The organism is Lewinella cohaerens DSM 23179 (assembly GCF_000379805.1).
In the GTDB taxonomy this organism is placed as follows: Bacteria; Bacteroidota; Bacteroidia; order Chitinophagales; family Saprospiraceae; genus Lewinella; species Lewinella cohaerens.
In genome coordinates, this window is the sequence record NZ_KB903534.1 from 37,365 (window position 1) to 56,672 (window position 19,308).

The window sequence follows — 19,308 nt, forward strand, 5'->3', positions numbered from 1 at the left end:
CCTCAGTCAGGCACTCGTTTGCCTTGCTGGGGGATTTTTACTTTGTGGCCCCTATCTTTGGGGAGGATTAGTAACATCCCAAAACTATGAAACTACACTTATGGCTAAGGCGGACTAAAGTCCCTCTATCCTTTACTTCAGGTAGCGATGAAATCGCTGCGCATCCCTCTACGCTTATTGGTCAATTACCCAATATCAAACGAAGCACCTTCGTAGGGTTTATATTGGCCTTGCTCTGTTCCTTCCCCCTCACTGGGCAGAGTGTGCGCCTAAGCTTACCGGAGGTGACAGTAGCAGATGGCGAAACCGTCACCTTGCCACTCACCGTTACGGATTTTGATAGTATTGCAAGTTTACAATTATCTATCAACTGGGATACGGAGGTCGCTACTTATGTAGACTTTGAATTGGATGCCCTGCCTTTACTGGCGATTGGCGATTTTCAGGCAGACCAGGGTGAGCTTCGCCTCAGCTGGTTTGATAACGGAGGCGATGGAGAATCACTGCCAGACGGGACGGTCATTGCTCGTCTAACTTTCACAGCGATGGGCGACCCCGGTGATTTTACGACTTTACCCTTTACGGGTGACCCTTTAGCGATCCAAATTTTTAAATCCACCATGAGTCCAGGGGTATTTGAGCCGGTAGCGTTGGAACAAGACCCAGGGAGAATTGCAATTGCTTCACCTTTGGGCTTCAGTATAAATAGCAGTGACGTTTCTTGTTTTGGATTGGCAGATGGCAATGCTACCGTAAGTTTAGCAGTGGACCCCGCTGATTACTCCTTCCTTTGGACGGGACCAGACAACTTTTCGGCAACCAGCCTAAACCTCACCAACCTTAACGGAGGAACCTATCTATTGACGATCACAGATCAGGATGGTACGGACGTTTTTTCTTATGAATTAATCATTGAAGAAGCTACCGCTCCACTTTCTATTGAAAACCTGGAGGTAACGGAAGCCGATTGTGATGCGCCCAATGGTAGCTTGAACGTGTTAGCTACGGGAGGTACGTCACCCTTTACTTACCAACTCAATGGGATTAGTAACAGCTCCGGCTCGTTTATGGGCTTGGCGGCCGGAAATTATAGTTTGATAATCGAGGACGCCAATGATTGCACCATCAGTCTGGATACGATGGTTACAGCACCGGGAGCACCAGTGTTGGGCCTGCCGTCTTCGGTAATGCTTTGCGGGGAGAGTACCGCACTTGTACCTGGAGGGGTGGGGGATTACAATTGGTCGACAGGAGAAACGACGGATAGTATTGTGGTAACGATGCCCGGTAGTTACGCGGTGACCGTCACCAATATTGCTGGTTGTAGCGCCGAGGCGACCATCGAAGTGTTGCCGGGAATGATACCGATTGGTGTTTTAGAAACGGACTTTCCGGAAATTTGCCCCGGCGATAGCTTGCAGCTCAATGTAAGCGGAGGAAGCAATTATCGCTGGTTAGCAGACACCAGTAGCCTGAGCGCGATGGATATCTTCAACCCGCTGGCTTTTCCTGATACGACCACCAATTACCAAGTAGAAGTAGGCAATGACTGTGGTTTGGATACCCTGGCGTTTTCCTTATTGGTGTACGACGTTCTGGCAACAGCAGGGGCCGATACCTGTATTGCACCTGGTGATGAAGCACGACTGATGGCCCAAGGCGGCATCTTTTACACTTGGGAAGACAATCCTTTTCCTGTCAGTGACCCCTCTGTGCCCAACCCCACGGTGAGCCCGGAAGATAGCACGACTTATCGCGTTGCTATCACCGATATCAATGGCTGTGAAACCCTGGATGAGGTGACGGTATTGGTGGCCAATAACCCGGTGGAGAGTATTGTTCCTTATAATCTGATTACCCCCAATGGCGATGGCTTAAACGATGAGCTGGACTTTGGGCCAATTACAAAATTTGGTAGCAATTCCCTGAAAGTATATAACCGTTGGGGCGATTTGGTCTATCAAAAGCTCAATTACCAGAGCGATGAAGATCGTTTTGTGGGGCTTTACAAAGACGCTCGCTTACCTGCGGGGAATTATTTCTACGTGTTGGCTTTCCGCCAGGGCGAAATCAAGCAAACCTTAACCATCGTATGGGAATGATAAAGTATAAAACACAGCTGTCTTGGGTTTTAGACCTTTTAGCTAAGCGTATCTTTCGGCAAAAGTCCGTAGTTGGATGCGGGCTGCTTCTGCTTCGCGCCCTTGAAGTAGAGGGTAGAGGGAATAAGTTGGGACTGGGTCTGCTAGTAGCGATAGCGCTGTTGACTGTTACAAACATGAGTGCGCAGCAATTACCTGCGCGCAGCCCCTTTGCCTCCAATAACTTCATTTGGAACCCAGCGATGACGGCCGTCGAAGATTACTGGGAAGTGGGCGTGACCCACCAACAAGAATGGGTCGGCTTTGAAGACGCACCTGAAACCACTACCATTTATGGCCAATACCCGGTGTTGAAGCAAAACTTTAGCTTAGGAGGGTTCCTGGTACTGGATGAGATCAAGCCGATCCGTAACAATACCTTGGCGCTGACCTACGCTTATAAGCTGAAATTTGGAGGAAGGAAACGACGTAGTTCAGGCCCAAGAACGCAGGCTCAACTGTCGTTGGGATTAATGCTGGCCATGCAGCAGGTATTCATTGACGGTGGCGAGTACATTATCCGCGATGCTGGTGATCCCTTGCAGCCAGTTGGAGAATTGAATGAATTTATGCCGAATATAGGCGTAGGCGTGTTTTTCGCTTCCCGGCCCAGTGGCCCTAATGACAAAAGCTTCTTCTATGTTGGAGCGGGAACCAACCAGATACTGCCTCAGGACATTACCTTTCGAGAAGCCCTGCCCACAGGCAACTTGGAACGTGCCTTTCATGCCAATGCCACCATCGGTTACCGCTCGGCGGGTACTAACTTCGTGATAGAGCCCTCCTTTTGGTTGAATACTGCCGGAAAGAACATCAGCAATAGCCAGTTTAATCTGAATATAGAATACCCCAAAGCTTTTTGGGGCGGCTTGAGCTATAGCCTCAATCAGACGTTGGCGCTACAAGTAGGCTACCTTTTGCAGGGAGGATTTACGGATACAGATACCATCCGTTTGGGCTTGTTGGGCTCGTTCAATATGGGCAGTTTTGGTGCTTCGCGAGGCTTGGGCTATGGTTTTTATGTGGCTTATCGTACGGGAGCTTAGGGGGCGGGTTTGATAGTTTGGTTGTTGGATGGTTTGATTGTGGGGCCAGGGGCATTCGTATAAATACATTCATGCAGCTACACTGATAAGCAGATTCCGTCGGATTTGATTTCCGATTTCGATTTTAGGGAAGGTCACTCAACCCTTACACCCTTCCACTTTTCCACCCTTACACCTCCTAAGGAATCGTAATAACAAACCTTCGGTTGAGTTTGTTGTTCGCTTTTACAATCAAGCTGTATTCTCCAGAAGGAGCGTTACTGAGATCGAGCGATTTCTTGTAAGGGCCAGGGATTTGGCTTGGGTATTCGAGGCGAGCCATTTCCTGCATTCTGCTATTGATCAGAATAATTTGTACTTGTGCGGTTTCGCCTAAGCTATAATCAATGTGAACATTACCATTGATATCAGGACTGATATTGGCAACGTTACTGTTACTGTTGTTGGTGTTAAGAGTGATGTCATTACCGACTGATGTTTGAGGGCGTGAATTGGGGTTCATGATTCTAACGACATCTCCCTCCTTGGGGCTCCAGATCACTAGGCCGTAGGGTGGTTCAAAAATGTTGTTGGGGTTTACTTCTGCTACCCGGTTCGAACCTTCGGTTTTTATGGTTCGAATTTCGATTTTATCTTGATCTACAAAAATCCATTTGAACTGATTGAAGCGGCCATAGCTGCGTGTCCAGGGCTTGGGGTCGTCGGCTGCTCGGAGGGGAGCGCCCCAGCCACCTTCGCCAGTATATACGGTACCGTTGGCATCGTCTCTAATGAAACCTTCATGGCTGCCGGGTTCTTTGCTTGGGCGAATGGGCCAAGTGCTTTTTACAACGTGGGCATCCGACTCCATCACTAGCTGTACCTTGTATTTGTGGAAAAGAGTGGCCCATTGTGGGATCAAATCTTCGCGCTCGCGCTTTGCAGCCGTATGTGGGCGCATAGCTTGGTGGTATTGTGCCATCCGCCAGGTGACTCCTTGATTGGCCTGAAGGTCACGACCCAACCAGTCGCGTTGTTCGCCAGCACCGGGGATTTGTGTATTCAGGGTATACAGTCGGAATAAATTTCCGCCCATGGTAAGTGCATAGTACACATCAGGGCTGGGGACATCAAAACAATTGATCAATGGATCGTTACTAGATTCGTGATTGCCACGAGCGGGAATGATTGGGAAGATGCGGCCATCGCTGCCAATGGTCAATTGCCAGTCATCAAACCATTCGCGCCATTCGGTATCAGAGTCATCATCGGTCATGTCTCCACCGAAGACTACACAGTGAGGCCGTAATTTACTGACCAACCGATTGGCATCGCAGCGGGCAAGCCGATGATTACGAGAATCGCTTCCTGCAATAATAGAAATACGTTCACCTGGAGAATCAGGAGCAGTTTTAAAAGAATAACGCTTACTCACCCCATCGGTGTCTTGAATGACAAAATAGTAAACCGTATTGGGTTGGAGGTTTTCCAATCGGGCAAAAACATTGTTCATCGCTTTGGCGCGTGCCGCTCGGGAAGGAGGAGATTGAAACCGGTAAGCCGCTGTATTTTGGCCGTGATCGGTTTTGTCATAAAAAATGACCGGTCGCCCGCCTGATACCTGATCCCAACCAATGACCATGCTGGTTGCAGGGTTGCTGCGCCAGGTTGCTCGTAGTCTTTCTACGCGACTAAAAGCACATAAGGGGAGTAATAAGCCAAGGACTACTAGCCACAGGCCGGTAGTGTGTAAAAAGGAACGTAGGAGTGCCGATTGCGGCATAGGCTTCAGTGATTTTTGGCGTTAACGAGAAGACAAAGCTAATAACTAAGTTTGCAATTTGTAAAAAACGGCACTTCTGGCTTTGGGTAGACACCCTTATAAAGGTAAACCAAAGGTAAATTATTGTACCTTCGGCCCGGAATTCAGCTTTTTTAAATTTAAGAGCTTGTTGGGAAATTTTGCAAACTGATTTTCAACAAACTCTAATCTAACAGCGTAAGCAAAATGGCTACCGATACCCAACTTTTCGACCTTATTCAAAGGGAAAAAGAACGCCAATTACACGGCATCGAACTGATTGCCTCGGAAAACTTTACCAGTGCCGCTACCATGAAGGCGATGGGAAGTGTACTGACAAATAAATATGCCGAAGGCTATCCTGGCCGCAGATACTATGGTGGATGTGAGGTAGTCGATGAAGTAGAACGCCTGGCTATCAGCCGCCTGAAGGAGCTTTTTGGCGCAGAATACGCAAATGTACAGCCACACTCGGGCGCTCAGGCCAATGCTGCTGTATTCCTGGCAGTACTTCAGCCAGGGGATAATATCCTTGGTTTTGACCTTGCTCACGGTGGCCACTTGTCACACGGCTCTCCTGTCAATTTTAGCGGAAAAGTCTATAAGCCTCATTTCTATGGTGTAGAGCAAGACTCTGGCCTGATTGATATGGATAAGGTAGCAGCTAAAGCCCGAGAGGTAAAGCCTAAGCTGATTATCTGTGGTGCTTCTGCTTATTCTCGTGATTGGGATTATGCTCGTTTCCGTGCGATTGCTGATGAAGTAGGCGCTTTGCTGCTTGCAGATATTGCTCACCCGGCTGGATTGATTGCCACCGGGTTGCTGAATGACCCGATGCAACATTGCCATATCGTAACTTCTACGACTCATAAGACGTTACGTGGCCCACGCGGTGGTATCATTATGATGGGTAAGAATTTTGATAACCCTTGGGGACGTACGACCCGCAAAGGCACGCCACTAAAAATGTCGGCGGTACTGAATAGTGGTGTTTTTCCTGGTATGCAAGGTGGCCCTCTGGAGCACGTCATTGCAGCGAAAGCGGTAGCTTTTGGCGAATGTCTGCAACCCAGCTATAAAACTTATGGAGAGCAGGTTATCAAGAATGCTCAGGTAATGGCCCAGGCTTTTGTTGAAAGAGGTTACAAAATAATCAGTGGTGGCACGAGCAACCACCTTATGTTGATTGATTTACGCTCTAAAGGCGTAACCGGGAAAGTAGCTGAAGCAGCTTTAGGCCTGGCGGATATCACCGTGAATAAAAACATGGTGCCATTCGATACAGAATCTCCGATGGTGACCAGTGGTATCCGGATAGGTACAGCAGCTGTAACTACACGCGGATTTACCGAAGAAGACTGCCTGCAAACGGTAGCATGGATTGATACGGTGCTTAGCGCACCGGAAGATGAGCAGCAACTTGCAAAAGTTAAACAGGCGATCAACGCTCACATGGCTAAGTTTCCGCTTTTTGCTGGCGAAGCTGTGGAGGCGTAGGTTAAGCTTAGTATTACAAATAAAAACTCCGAACGGTACTTGTGATCGTTCGGAGTTTTTGTTTTACGGAACAAACGGGCGTTTACCCTTCAATAAAATTCGCAGGCGGCGTAAAGAACCCTTCCGCCGGTGTCACAAACGAAATATTGCGTAACGTTGCTTCTCCCAATTGCTCCGTCAATCCTTGGTCGGGTTGCCAGCCCCAGAATTTCCATTCAGTGGCAATTGGTATACCGTCTACTTTCTGGTAGTTGAGGTATTGGATAGCGTGAGGGTCTTCCTCCGCTTCTTCCTGACTTTTTCCAGCAGTGACAATGTAGGCGGCCACTTGTGTTAGTAGTGTTTCCGTATCGGCATAGACAACATACCAATCATCGGGAGCATCACCTGTGCCGGGTGCAAAACTCAATTTACCGGTAGCGTAAGTATCACCATTTAGATTGGTGTTGGGGTAATCGTTCCAGACCGTACCACTATCGTTGAGTTTATAGGGAAGCATAAAGAAGTACGACCAGGTATATGCTGCAAAGCGGGTGCTTTTGAGGTTTTCGGTTTCGGGAGCAACAAACATTTTATCATCTTGAACATAGATTTTCTTACCGTCTTTGTAGGCAATCAGCGCTTGTCGCGAATCAGTACTTAAAGTTAAGGTGCCATTCAGACGTTCATTGCCACCAAAGAAAAGCTGGAGGTCAAACTGAATAGCCTCGTGCGACCGGAAGCTTTCTTTCTGGTGAGCTGTTTCTACCTTTTCGGCGAAAGTGAGGGGCGCTGGAGTTTCTACTTCGGGCGTAGTTTCTGCCGGAGCCGTTGCTGTTGGGCCACAAGCCAAGAGAGTAAAGAGGAATGTTGAAAAAATAAGGGTACGTAAGATCATTGTTAGTTGGTTTTGTTTCTAAAACACACGTATATAAAAAGAGGTTCTCCCTCACTCAATGTTGAGGAAGAACCATCGACTATTTCAATCACACTTTATATTTAAGCATTAGCGGTTTCCAGCGCTACGGCTGCAGGGAAATCCACAGGGAATTGGCCGATGCCGTGCAAGAAGTTGCTAATGATTTTGTCACCGATCACGATGAGGGCATCTACCAGGTTTGCTTTGGTGTAGCCAGCGTTGAGAAACGCATCAACATTGGCTTGAGCTGGTTTGCCACGCTGTATGGTAGTATCTTTTACGAACCTAGCAAGTGCATCCAACTTTGCGTCGAAAGAAGCAGAGCCGCCTCGTAGCTCTAAAATTTGATCGTCGTTGAAGCCGTTCATTTTCCCTAGCGTAGTATGTGCTGCCAGGCAGTAGTCACAATCGTTGACTTGGCTTACGACCAGATTAATAACCTCGCGTTCTTTGGCCTTAAGGCTGCTTTTTCTGTTTTGCAAAGCCAGGTAGTCTGCTAGTGCCGTATCGCTGTATGCAAAGGTAGCGTAGAGGTTAGGGACAAAACCCAGGCCTTTTTCCAGGTTGTCAAAAATGGCTTGGTTGCCAGTAGAAACTTGATCGCGGGTTGGAACTTGTAATACACTCATGATATACTGTTTTGAATTATTAATATCTTGTTTCGTTGAACAGTACAAAGATGAGGGGAGGGGAGCGGGAAAGGTTAGGATGCATTTCCCGGCAGCTGGTACAATTTTCCTTTTGGTGAAAAAATAATAGCCACAGAGACGCAGAAACACGGAGTTTTATTTTCGCTTGAATACTTTGGTGCCTTGGTGGTTCAAAAAAAATCACCCCAAGGGGGCGACGAAGAATAAGTTTCCCATTTCAGACTAGAGATTTTGGTGTTGAACGAGGCGCGAAGAACGCGCATAGCCAAAGCTACGCAAGTGATGAGCAAAGAAGTTCAGCGGCAGAAGATCAGTATTAAAGGGAGGAAGTTATTCTTCGCCGCCCCCTAAGACATGCTGCTCCCGAAAAGCCGAAGGCGTTAGCCCCGCCTGCTTTTTGAAAAAACGGCTGAAATAGGCAGGGTCATCAAAGCCCAAGTCGTAAGCGATTTCTTGGGTTTGTTTATCAGTGAAAAGGATAAGGCGTTTGGCTTCCAAGACGACCCTTTCCTGAATAATTTGTTGGGGAGACTGTTGGTTGTAGGTAGAGAATAGATTGGATAAGGTCTTGGGTGACTTGTGCAAGAGATCGGCATAGTCTTTTACTTTACGCAGGGTGCGAAAGTGCATATCTACCAAAACATTGAACTGGCGAATGGTATCAATTTGTCCATCATTTAGTTCTTGGACGATGAGCTGCTCTTTGGCCAGTCGGGTACAGATAATAATGAGCCGCTTGAGCAGCATTTGCAACATGTCTCCCTGGATGTTGTCAACGGTGCGGAATTCTTCCAGAATGACTTCCAGTAGCAACTCAAACTTGCGCTCCTGTTTCTCTGGAATGGTGATGATAGGTAAATCCTGGGTGCCAAAAAAGAGAATACCGTTGCAGGAAACCTCCTCGTCGTGATCAGCAATACAATAAAACTCGCGGTTGAATAGCAGAGCGGTTAACGGAGGGGCGGTGGTAGGGAAACCAAGGTGTTGAAAATAGGTCGTAGTGAGTAACTGCCCAGGTTGTAGTTGGATTTGTAGATCATCAAGATGAAGGGAAACAGCTTCGTCATTACGATTCCACAGAAATTGAATGACGCTCTCCTGGATGGAGAAGCTACTGGCATCTTTTTGTAAATGATCTGTATAGCCAAAAATAGCGCCGAGCTTACGATCCGTAAATTCCTGTTTCATGATACGAGATTAGTCTGATATAGAAACGTAAGCACGAAAATTTTGGTTGCACAGGGCTTTGATACATTGGGCGTGTTTGTCCGTCAGCGGTCGCTTCATTTTATTTTTATGATGCCATTTTTATATAGGTCCAGTGCATCGTTAATAATGAGTTTGATGGTTGCAATGGGCAAATCCTCATCAGGATTTATATTAAGCACCTTCATTCGGGTTCGCGTCCCTTGATCCAATTCGGGATGATCAAGGTGTTTACCTTCTACCATAAGTAGATAGGGCTGCCTCGTTTTCTTATCAGTCGAAAGAAAGCAAAACATCTTTTTGCGGTAGCAGAAGCAGGGCATGCCCCACTTCTGCGTTTCCGAAATATTTTCATTTTGCTCAAGAATGATACTTCGCAAGGCCAAGAGACAGCTTTGATTCGGTTCTGTCTGGTTCGAGTAGAAATGTTCTATATCTAAGTTCATCAGCTGTACTATTTGACCCCAACCAGAAATTCAATTTCTGCATCTAAGGGGTTTTGGGCTTTCTCTCCAAAAACCTCAAAGTCGGCATCATAAGCGCGATCGATGTCCATCTCCCAAATTTTTGTCCATTGCTTGACGATGATGCCATCATTCAGGTTTCCCTTCGTAGTCGTTTTTATATAATTACCTCCGGAAAGGGATTTTCCGACCATGCTTGCTGGAATATCCTCCAACGTTACCACCTTACAGCCAATCATAGCGGTGTATGGCTTGTTGTGGTCGCCTTCGTAATCGGTGTAAAGCGAATAAACGGTGTTGTCTACCTTGTTGGGAATTTTGCCAAGGATTTGTTCGCCCATAAATTTGCCCCAAAGTTCGCCGATATCCTGAGCGGCTTGCCCATGCTCATTGGTTGTTCTGATGGCGATTCCGATAAACTTAAAAGGCTCAATTTTTACTGTTTGCACGTCGTTGTTTTTTTGATGTAGTGCAAATGTAGCGGCATCAGGTGACAGCCTTGTGTCAGGGGTAGTTTCCCATTTTTTTCGGCAGTCCTCCAGGTATTCATCAAGCGTAAGCGAATGAGGGGTGAAGTTTTTGCCAGTGAAGGCTAAACCTTGGATGCGATCCAACCGGAAAGCCCTAAAATCCTCCTTTTGCAAACAGAAGGCGATTAATATCCAGTTGCCTTTGGTGGTGTATACCGCAAAGGGTTCCACCTTGCGTTCCGTACGAGAATTATTTAGCGACAGATAATTGATGGTGACGATCTTAAAATCAGCGATAGCCGATTGGAGCTGGATTAAATGGTCACTGGTTTTTTCCTGGGTAGGGTTATCGCGTATTTGAATGCGATCAGCCAGAAATTCCGTCTTGATCTGGTGATTAATCTTTAAGACAGACTTGATTTTGGTAAGCGCACTTTGGTAATGCTTTGCCAGCGATTGATCCTTGTTTTTAAGGAGGAGGAGTTCTGCGGTGATCAAGGCTTGGGTCTCCTCTTCGGAAAACATGACGGGCGGCAGCTTGTAACCTTCCATAATGGAATAGCCTTTTCCCTCCTCTGTAAGAATAGGAATCCCCGAGCTTTCGAGGGTTCTGATATCCCGGTATACCGTCCTGATACTAACCTTGTGTTTTTCGGCAATATCCCTGGCGGTAACAATCCGCTTGGATTGTAATTGGGTAATAATTGCGGTCAATCTTGCCAGGCGGGGTTTATCTGATGCCATTATCTAGGAGCTTGCCCGGTAAAGATAGTTAGTTCTCGTTTTATAGGGGAATTAGCCACAGAGGCACCGAAACACTAAAATGCACAAAAAAGTACTAGGCTCATCTTAGTTTCCGAACTAAGATGTCATATCAAGCTGGTCCCCCGACCAGCTCACAGGACACTAGACGACTTGGCAATAAGATAAACGCTGCTGTTTTGTGTTTTCATGTCTTCGCGTCTAAAAACCTCCGTGTCTCGGTACCTCCGTGACGAATAGAATTAGGCCTTCGGGGCGGTTACAGCTTTCTCAACCTGAAGGTATACACGCCGTCACGGGTGTGTGCCTTCAAGTTCAACTTGTTTTTTGTGATTAGGTTGATGGAGGTGAAGTAGGCGAAAGACTCGCGATTGTCCGCGTCGTAGAAATACATGTCGAGATAAAATTCTACTTCTTCCTCATCGTCGACAAAATCCCATTCACATTCGTAGAACATTTCCCATGCGCCATCAAAGAAGGTATTTTCAGAAGCGTCTTCATAGACGGCGGCGTAGTCGCCGTAGAATTCAATCACATCGCCACGGAAATCATCAATAACATTGTCTCGGAAGAGATCCCAATCGCTGCGGTAGAAGGCTTTGTCAAATTCCCAGGCGCCCTCGAGTTTGTCTTCGCGGCGTTCCAGCCGCGCATCGGGCGTACAAGAAAAAGTGGTTGTGATAATACTTAGGATTACTAAAATTGCTAGGTGTTTCATGATCGTCGGGGTTTTATTTGGATACTAAAACAGTACTAAAAATACACCTTGTGAGGGTAAGAGTTGTCGCGCAAGTGCTGCTTTAACGAGGGTTTAACGGTTTGGGGCTGTTACCGTATTCTTGGAAAAGTTAAATTGAGGCTTTTGTTAACTAACGCGCATCACGATGAAAAATTCACACTCACCACTGATCGACTATTGATGAATAACGATTATCTCCAAGTCTACGGCTCACAATTATTGAATGGAGAACTGTACCCCATCGAAAATGCAAAGACGGTTGATCAACGCCGAGACTCTTTGGGTTTGGAGTCGTTGGAGGAGTATTTGGAGTATTTTTAGGGGGGGGATGTGATGGCGAGATGAATATTAAGATTCAGTGGAAGGGGTTGACAGGAGTAATTATTTTATCTACCTTAAGCCCGAATTTGTTTTGACTCTCTGAAACATACGCGCTTAATGACTCTGAATAGTTTTCCTTTCTATCCGCAAATGGATAGCATGGACTGCGGTCCTGCTTGTTTGCAAATGATTGCTAAATTCCATGGTAAGTCGTATCGACTTGCTGATTTACGTGCTTGGTGCCACCTAGATCGAGAAGAGGTAAGCCTGAAGGGTATCGCTACTGGTGCAGAGCGCATCGGTTACCGGACGCTGGCGGTTAAAATACCCTACCAAGCTCCTTCCAATCTTCCAAGTTTACAAACTGCTCCTTTGCCACTTGTACTACATTGGAACCAAAACCATTTTGTTGTAGCTTATAAATTAGATAAAAAACATGTGTGGGTAGCTGACCCTGCTCAAGGCAAGTTTAAAGTAGATAAGACAACTTTTTTAAACGCCTGGGCACAGGATGGCAATCAGGGCATCGCACTACTGATTGAAAAAAGCGGCTCTTTTGAAGAATTAGAAGCACCCGAATACCCGAAAATAGGCTTCTCCTTTTTGTTATCTTACATCAAGCCTTATACTAAGCTGCTTGGTCAGGTAGGTATTGGTTTGTTGTTAGGTTCCTTGCTTTCTTTGATCTTTCCTTTTCTTACCCAGGCTATTGTTGATGTCGGGATTCAGAATCAAAATGTAGGGTTCATTTACCTGATTCTTATTGGTCAGCTTTTTCTCTTTACGTCACAACTGAGTGTACAGTTTATTCAAAACTGGATATTGTTACACATTGGTACCCGTATGAACGTGGCACTGATCAGTGATTTTTTAGCTAAGTTGATGCGCTTACCCCTAGGTTTTTTTGATGCCAAGATGACCGGAGACCTGCTACAGCGAATTGGTGACCACCGAAGGATAGAGAGCTTTTTGACACAATCGACCATGTCGGTGCTGTTCTCTGTATTCAATCTGGTCATTTTCAGTATCGTCTTGCTGATCTATTCCCTTCCCATCTTTTTGGTCTTCCTCGCGGCGGCAGTGCTGTATTTTGGTTGGATTATTTTCTTTCTGCGAAAGCGTAAGGAGATTGATTACCGGGCATTTCAACAACTCTCGAGAAACCAGGAGACTCAGATAGAGCTCATCCAGGGGATGCAGGAAATCAAACTACAAGGCAGTCAATTCAAGCGACGCTGGAAATGGACAGAAATACAAGCTCGTTTATTTCGCGTACAAATAAGTGGCTTGGCATTGGCTCAATACCAGGAAGCGGGAGCCTCGTTTATCAATCAATTAAAAGATATTTTAATTACGGTACTCGCCGCTACCGCTGTGATTAAAGGAGAACTGACTTTGGGGATGATGCTGGCGATACAATACATTATTGGCCAATTGAATGCTCCGCTACAACAGTTGGTCACGTTTATTCGGGCGGCACAAGATGCTCAGATCAGCTTGGAAAGGCTAGGAGAGATTCATACAGAAGCGGAAGAGGTTACCGATCATCACATTTCACTGGGGCAGTCTTCCTTTCAAGGAGATTTGGTGTTGGATAAGGTTTCCTTCCGGTACAATGAATTGCATGATTGGGTATTGGAAGACTTGTCACTTACTATTCCAGATAGTAAAGTAACCGCTATTGTTGGAGCCAGTGGCAGCGGAAAGACCACCCTGTTAAAGCTATTGTTGGGCTTTTATCCCGTAGAAAAAGGCCAGCTCAAAGTCAACGGGTTTAACCTGAAACAATTGAACATGGATCACTGGCGAGAGCAGTGTGGGGTCGTCATGCAGGATGGTTTTATCTTTTCTGACTCTATCGCGAATAATATTGCCGAAAGCGATGACCAGGTTGATTACGAAAAACTGTCGGGAGCAGTCCACGCGGCCAGCATTGATACTTTTATTGAAGGGCTACCGCTTGGGTATCAAACAATGATTGGTGCCAGAGGGAATGGCCTCAGTCAGGGGCAAAAACAGCGCCTATTGATTGCGAGGGCCGTATATAAAAATCCTCAGTTTTTGTTTTTTGATGAAGCCACGAATGCTTTAGATGCCAATAACGAAAAAGTAATTGTCGAACGCCTGAATTCCTTCTTTGGTGGGCGAACGGTGGTGATCGTTGCCCACCGGTTGAGTACTGTCCGAAATGCGGACCAAATAGTAGTGTTGGATGAGGGCCGAATTACAGAGCAGGGTACGCACGAGGAGCTCACAAAAAAGAAAGGGGCTTACTACACCTTGGTGAAAAATCAACTTGAATTAGGGAATTAACGTGAGGTTTGCTTTTGTGTATTCCCAGAGGATACTTTACGCAAGCTAAACCTCACTGTACTAGGTACTTAGTATAGGGTAGAGGGATTTTGACTACCCCAGATTCGAGATTATACCAAGTACCATGTACGTTGGGGTTTGATGCAACTCAGTTCACTAATAATGAGAACCTTACATTCAAACCTCACGTGAATTAATAAACTGAAAAGAATATACTTATGCCACATCATCCAGAACATATTGCGGTCAATGACCTGCTGGGAAAACCACCGGGTTGGCTTTTACGCTCCGGTATTAGCCTTGTCTTTGTCATTGTTCTTTCGGGCTTGCTGCTTTCCGCATTTATCCATTATCCTGATCGGTTGAATGGACAGGTCGTTATCCAGCGAGAAAGAACGCCAGTAGCTTTGGTTCCTACTATCAATACCTTTATTGATTCCCTGTTTGTGAAAGATGGAGACGAGGTGAAGAAGGGGGATATCGTGGCAATATTGCACAGCGATGCAAATTGGCAGGAAATGATGGCACTTAGCCTGGTTTTGGAAAGCAATTCGGAGGAAGAAGGTTTGGAAGCGTTTACGGAACTGGGAACCTTGCAATCGCTCTATGGCCGTTGGATAGCCATCAAGAGAGAATATGCGTATTACGCCAAAAATAACCCCACCGCCCAGAACAAAGAAAATATTCGTCGGGACATCAAATACAATGGCGATTTGATGCAAACCACCAGGGATGAATTGGATTTGTTGGATCGACAAATAGCATTAGAAAAAAACGATTATGAAAGACAGCGGGGGCTAGCCAAGGAAGGGGTGATCAGTATCCAGGAGCTGGAAGAAAAAGAAAAACGGTGGTTAGGCTTCCAACAACAAAGAGAAACGCTCCATGCACGATTGATCGAATACCAGCTGAGAATTAATAATTTGAATCAGCAAATCGAAAAGCTGGTATTGGACAATAAGGACCGGTTTTTTGAACTAGAACAATCCTATCGCCAGCTTACCGAAGAATTGAGCGGCCGGATGCAAGAGTGGAAAGACACCTATTTACTCCGCGCAACAATTGCTGGACAGATCATTTTTTCAGAAGCTGTTGATACCAAGCAGCAAGTCTCTTCTTCGGCTCCTTTGTTGTATGTAGAACCCACAGGAGCAGATCAGACCACTTTGTTGGCCAAGATTAGTATTCCAGCCACCGGGCTAGGTAAAATTACCACTGGCGATAGATTAATCATCCAATTAGATGCCTACCCCGAGAAGGAGTATGGTACCATTAGCACACAGGTGGATGAAATAAGGGCCATGCCTTCCGTCGATAAAGAAGGGGGCGCTACTTACCAGCTTATCGCCGCCCTGCGGGAACCAGTGGAAACGACCTACAAAAAACACCTACCACTTAGCCTTCAGATGACGGGCACTGCGACCATCATCACCAAAGACCGAAGTATACTCTCCAGAGTTTTTGAACAACTACTCTCTTTGATTAACCAAAATTAACGCGCTTCTCAAAATCAATACAGCACAAAAATAAATTGAGACTTCGTTTTTTAAATAGATGAGTAAGCGGTTCATTTCAAGCGTGTCAGCTATTAAAAAACCTCAGAGACCTCGAAGAAGCAGCGAAGCTAAGACTCAATTTGTTTTTTGCGCAATACAAAGGCCTATGACACAGATCGAAAAAATTTACTTACTGGATCGCCTCCATCACCTCATTCGTAGAAAAGGCACGGGTAACCCCAAAGCATTAGCCGATCGCCTGGACGTTTCGGAACGTACGGTTTATAATTTGATTGATACCCTCCGGGGATTAGGCACAGAAATCACCTACTGTAAGGACAAGGAGAGTTATTGTTATGAGGAGGAGGTGGTGTTGAATTTTTTGCCGGTTTTTGATGGGGATAGGGTGAAGGGGGGAGGTGTTGGTAACTACTTAGCTAAAAAAATATTTAAAAATGTTGATGGGAAATTTTATGCTGCAAGATTGATTCAGTGATTGGTAATATTTTTGTATTGTACTGTTTTGGTGATGTACTCTTATACGTAATTAAAACAGAAGTACAAGGGGATGCCGAAAACTGATATTTCCTCAGACCTGTGTCAATGAATCCACTGTTGATAAAAAGTGGAAAGAAGTATTACTTTTTTGAAGACGATGCAGGTATGGTGTATTGAGGGGAGATAACTTTGTTTTGTAAAGAATAGGAGAAATCACCAGCAATAGGGTTGATGAACGCTATTAGGCTTAACAAAAAACAAAGAGGAATATGCGATATAAATGGATGCTTTTGATTGTACCTTCTATGGTGTTTATCGTACCATCTTCCTATGCCCAATTGCGGTATGTTTACGGCGAGCCGTTTGATAGTCTTTACAAGCAGGCGGTAGCCGCCGAAGAAGCCGAAGACTACAGCCTTGCGTTAGCAAGGTATGATGCGGCATTTGGAGCGTTCGGGGATGACTTTCCCACAGCACCTATCTACACATCGGCTTTTTATGTGGCTTACAATTCCAGTGAATGGGATAAAGCAATATTCTATTTAGGTAAATATACAAACGATTGCATAGTTAATGAAAAGGAGTATAGATTGTTGATGGGAGCCGAAAAGTTTACTCCTCTCCGCAACCATCCCCAGTGGCCTGCTATATTGTCGAAAATTGATAGCAAACGTAAGGCGTACGGCGAGGTCTATGAAGAACTCCTACACATAGGTGCGCGCGACCAAGCATTGCGGCAGATGATGAAGTGCGCGGAGGGAAAACTCAAAGATTCGCTCCAAATTCGCTACTTCTACCAACTGATGAACCAAGAAGATAGCCTCAACCTACTGGCTGTGGAGGCCATTATCGAAAAGCACGGCTGGTTGGGCAATTATCAGGTTGGCGAGGATGGCAACCGCATACTGATGCAAGTCATTCAGCACAACGATTTGGCTACGCAGGAAAAATACCTCCCTCTGATACGCGCATCTGTGGAGCAGGGACAGACAGATGCGACGTCACTCGCCTTTTTGGAAGACCGCATCCGACTGTACCAAGGACGCTACCAAATATACGGTACCCAAGTCATCAAGGATGGCGAAATCTACCGGGTATTCCCCATCGAAGACCCCGATCAAGTGGATGCCCGCCGTGCCAAGCTCAACTTCGAGCCATTGGTTGAATATTTGAATTTTTTCGACATTAAAATCAATAGCCCCGATGAGCTACAGTTGGACTACCTGCTGGAGCGGTGGACTGAATAGTATGGTTCTTTGACAATTTGTGTGGTGGGCCTCCCTACGGGTGCTACGTTCCAAGACTTGCTTCGCTCGGCTGCCTTCTACGTCGGCATCTGGCTTCTCCCTATTTAATCGGAAGAAGCCATCCTTGCACATCACTAGGCCGAGCATTTCATCTCTTTTCTCAAAGAACCAATAATATAAAGGCATAGGGAATCGCCGAACCCCTTCAATAAGTAGGCATTACATTTTTAAATCAGTTTATTTATGAAATTCGAGAAACTTAATTTGGTTAAGTTTGACTCAGTGGAGTTGAATGAAGAAAGTAAAACGATTGTAAAAGGCGGTACTGATACATACATGGTTTCTGCTAAAAAGGATGGAGATGGTACCATTAGTGACGCAGGAATAAAACACGATGGTAATGTTAATTAGTAGTAGTGCTTACTATTTCTGCTAGTCAGGTACAAGTACCCAAACTGAAAGGGATTGCACAAAAGAAAACAATCAGCCAATATTGGATATAACTGAAATTGGTTCTTTGTAAGTCTTTTGGGCAATCCCTGAATAATGGATATGGGGAAGAAGCGGAATAATTTTTCACAATTTGAAGTTGCCTATGCGATGGTACTAATTCTCAGTATGGAATCTGATGTGTCAACCATCAGTGTGATAGACTGGTTGGACTATTTGGGTAGTCGGTGGAAACGCGTAAATGGGGAGGATATTGATGAAACAAAGGATGAACTGTTTCTGAAAATAGCAAACGATGAGTTTTCTTTTTGTACGCTATTGGAGGGAGTAGACCACCACCAAGTAACGGCCGTTTGGGATCGAAGATTTCATGGCCTTAACCGGATTAGGCACTGGATATATTCTGATACATCAGACATCGGTATTAATAATGCTCGGCTGGAGAAGTTATTGATTGCCGAGGTGGGCAAAGTACATGCCTATACGTATGCTTTTTTCAGTGATTGCTTCTGGTTGGATACTCCAGGAGCAACAAATGTTAATAAATTGAGCGTTTTGGATTGCGCCAGTAAAGTTGGATTGAAGATACCAAGGACAGTTGTAACCAATAAAAAAGATAGTCTGATAGCCGCTTTCTCGGGTTGCGAAATAATCACCAAACACATTAGTGAAGCACATGGGCTGTTTTTTGATGCTACGCTTTTTATGAACTATACGGCTGTGGTCACAAAAGAGTTTGTTGATACGCTTCCTGAAACGTTCTTCCCATCACTGTTCCAAGAAAAAATAGAAAAAAAATATGAAATACGTGCCTTCTATCTGATGGGGATAATCTATGCGATGGCTATTTTCTCACAATCGTCAGAACAAACCAAGGTTGATTTTCGCCAGTATGATTTTTCGAATAGCAACCGAATGGTGCCTTTCGAGTTGCCGCTGTCTATACAAGCGAAAATCAATGACCTTATGGAAAGGCTAAATCTAAAACACGGTTCCATCGATTTGATAAAATCGGTGAATGATGAGTATGTATTTCTTGAGGTCAATCCTGTTGGTCAGTTTGGAATGGTCTCTTATCCTTGCAACTACTACCTTGAAGAAAAGGTAGCTCAAACATTGTCAGAATATGGAAAATAACACGGCTCCAACATTAAAAGAGGCACTCATGTCGAAGGGAATCAAACCTCATTTCCCAGTTGGCTTTGGTTTGTCGGAGGGTAAGCCATCTTTACCTGCTGAATACAATTTAGTCAAATTGCCCTACTACAAAGCCTTTCTTGACCATAGCCTTCCCTATCATAAACCCATCACTAAGATTTAGACAGACATG

General features: G+C 45.4%; 18 protein-coding genes. 11 read left to right on the forward strand and 7 right to left on the reverse strand.

Annotation, left to right across the window (positions count from 1 at the left end; genetic code table 11):
• Positions 1–86 precede the first annotated feature (86 nt).
• Together A3EU_RS0104900 and A3EU_RS0104905 are read left to right on the forward strand one after the other, a co-directional pair.
• The gene (locus A3EU_RS0104900) at positions 87–2,102 is read left to right on the forward strand and encodes a T9SS type B sorting domain-containing protein (protein ID WP_020535011.1); all 2,016 of its coding nucleotides are present in this window, start codon (positions 87–89) and stop codon (positions 2,100–2,102) included.
• The gene (locus tag A3EU_RS0104905) at positions 2,099–3,187 is read left to right on the forward strand and encodes a PorP/SprF family type IX secretion system membrane protein (RefSeq protein ID WP_169433319.1); all 1,089 of its coding nucleotides are present in this window, start codon (positions 2,099–2,101) and stop codon (positions 3,185–3,187) included. Before A3EU_RS0104900 ends, A3EU_RS0104905 begins: the two co-directional genes overlap by 4 nt.
• Before the next feature lie 178 nt (positions 3,188–3,365).
• Here the strand turns inward: A3EU_RS0104905 and A3EU_RS29425 are convergent, their stop codons facing one another.
• A complete protein-coding gene (locus tag A3EU_RS29425; RefSeq protein WP_020535013.1) occupies positions 3,366–4,949 on the reverse strand; it encodes a purple acid phosphatase family protein in 1,584 nt (527 codons plus the stop codon).
• A gap of 225 nt (positions 4,950–5,174) precedes the next feature.
• Here A3EU_RS29425 and glyA point away from each other — a divergent pair, with 225 nt between their 5' ends.
• Positions 5,175–6,464, forward strand: coding sequence for a serine hydroxymethyltransferase (gene glyA / locus A3EU_RS0104915; RefSeq protein WP_020535014.1), 1,290 nt, complete (start codon positions 5,175–5,177; stop codon positions 6,462–6,464).
• Positions 6,465–6,546: 82 nt separating this feature from the next.
• Here the strand turns inward: glyA and A3EU_RS0104920 are convergent, their stop codons facing one another.
• The 6 genes from A3EU_RS0104920 to A3EU_RS0104950 form a co-directional block, all read right to left on the reverse strand.
• Positions 6,547–7,341, reverse strand: coding sequence for a DUF6503 family protein (locus tag A3EU_RS0104920; RefSeq protein WP_020535015.1), 795 nt, complete (start codon positions 7,339–7,341; stop codon positions 6,547–6,549).
• Between the two features lie 101 nt (positions 7,342–7,442).
• Complete coding sequence (locus A3EU_RS0104925; RefSeq protein ID WP_020535016.1) at positions 7,443–7,991, reverse strand: carboxymuconolactone decarboxylase family protein; 549 nt, start codon at positions 7,989–7,991, stop codon at positions 7,443–7,445.
• A gap of 351 nt (positions 7,992–8,342) precedes the next feature.
• Positions 8,343–9,200: a helix-turn-helix domain-containing protein gene (locus tag A3EU_RS35235; protein WP_020535017.1), complete on the reverse strand. Its 858-nt coding sequence runs from the start codon at positions 9,198–9,200 to the stop codon at positions 8,343–8,345.
• 95 nt (positions 9,201–9,295) lie between these two features.
• Positions 9,296–9,664 (reverse strand): DUF1801 domain-containing protein, encoded by a 369-nt coding sequence (locus A3EU_RS0104940; RefSeq protein ID WP_020535018.1) that lies wholly within the window; start codon positions 9,662–9,664, stop codon positions 9,296–9,298.
• Positions 9,665–9,672: 8 nt separating this feature from the next.
• Positions 9,673–10,896 (reverse strand): WYL domain-containing protein, encoded by a 1,224-nt coding sequence (locus A3EU_RS0104945; RefSeq protein ID WP_020535019.1) that lies wholly within the window; start codon positions 10,894–10,896, stop codon positions 9,673–9,675.
• 277 nt (positions 10,897–11,173) lie between these two features.
• Complete coding sequence (locus A3EU_RS0104950; protein ID WP_020535020.1) at positions 11,174–11,632, reverse strand: hypothetical protein; 459 nt, start codon at positions 11,630–11,632, stop codon at positions 11,174–11,176.
• A 144-nt stretch (positions 11,633–11,776) separates the two neighbouring features.
• Between A3EU_RS0104950 and A3EU_RS34160 the strand changes: the two genes are divergently transcribed.
• From A3EU_RS34160 to A3EU_RS0104990, 8 genes are all read left to right on the forward strand, one after another.
• Positions 11,777–11,974, forward strand: coding sequence for a DUF6624 domain-containing protein (locus tag A3EU_RS34160; protein WP_156825660.1), 198 nt, complete (start codon positions 11,777–11,779; stop codon positions 11,972–11,974).
• 117 nt (positions 11,975–12,091) lie between these two features.
• On the forward strand, positions 12,092–14,287 hold the full coding sequence (locus A3EU_RS0104960; protein WP_020535022.1) for a peptidase domain-containing ABC transporter: 2,196 nt from the start codon (positions 12,092–12,094) through the stop codon (positions 14,285–14,287).
• Between the two features lie 218 nt (positions 14,288–14,505).
• A complete protein-coding gene (locus A3EU_RS0104965) occupies positions 14,506–15,783 on the forward strand; it encodes an HlyD family secretion protein (RefSeq protein WP_020535023.1) in 1,278 nt (425 codons plus the stop codon).
• A 166-nt stretch (positions 15,784–15,949) separates the two neighbouring features.
• Positions 15,950–16,279 carry an HTH domain-containing protein gene (locus A3EU_RS33455; RefSeq protein ID WP_020535024.1) on the forward strand — a complete coding sequence of 110 codons (330 nt, stop codon included), beginning with the start codon at positions 15,950–15,952 and terminating at the stop codon, positions 16,277–16,279.
• A gap of 271 nt (positions 16,280–16,550) precedes the next feature.
• A complete protein-coding gene (locus A3EU_RS32505) occupies positions 16,551–17,528 on the forward strand; it encodes a DUF6624 domain-containing protein (protein ID WP_156825661.1) in 978 nt (325 codons plus the stop codon).
• A gap of 243 nt (positions 17,529–17,771) precedes the next feature.
• Positions 17,772–17,939 carry a hypothetical protein gene (locus A3EU_RS34165; protein ID WP_020535026.1) on the forward strand — a complete coding sequence of 56 codons (168 nt, stop codon included), beginning with the start codon at positions 17,772–17,774 and terminating at the stop codon, positions 17,937–17,939.
• 135 nt (positions 17,940–18,074) lie between these two features.
• Positions 18,075–19,115 carry a grasp-with-spasm system ATP-grasp peptide maturase gene (gene gwsG, locus A3EU_RS32510; protein ID WP_020535027.1) on the forward strand — a complete coding sequence of 347 codons (1,041 nt, stop codon included), beginning with the start codon at positions 18,075–18,077 and terminating at the stop codon, positions 19,113–19,115.
• Positions 19,105–19,299 carry a hypothetical protein gene (locus tag A3EU_RS0104990; RefSeq protein ID WP_020535028.1) on the forward strand — a complete coding sequence of 65 codons (195 nt, stop codon included), beginning with the start codon at positions 19,105–19,107 and terminating at the stop codon, positions 19,297–19,299. The genes gwsG and A3EU_RS0104990 overlap by 11 nt, the downstream gene beginning before the upstream one ends.
• Positions 19,300–19,308: the final 9 nt, after the last annotated feature.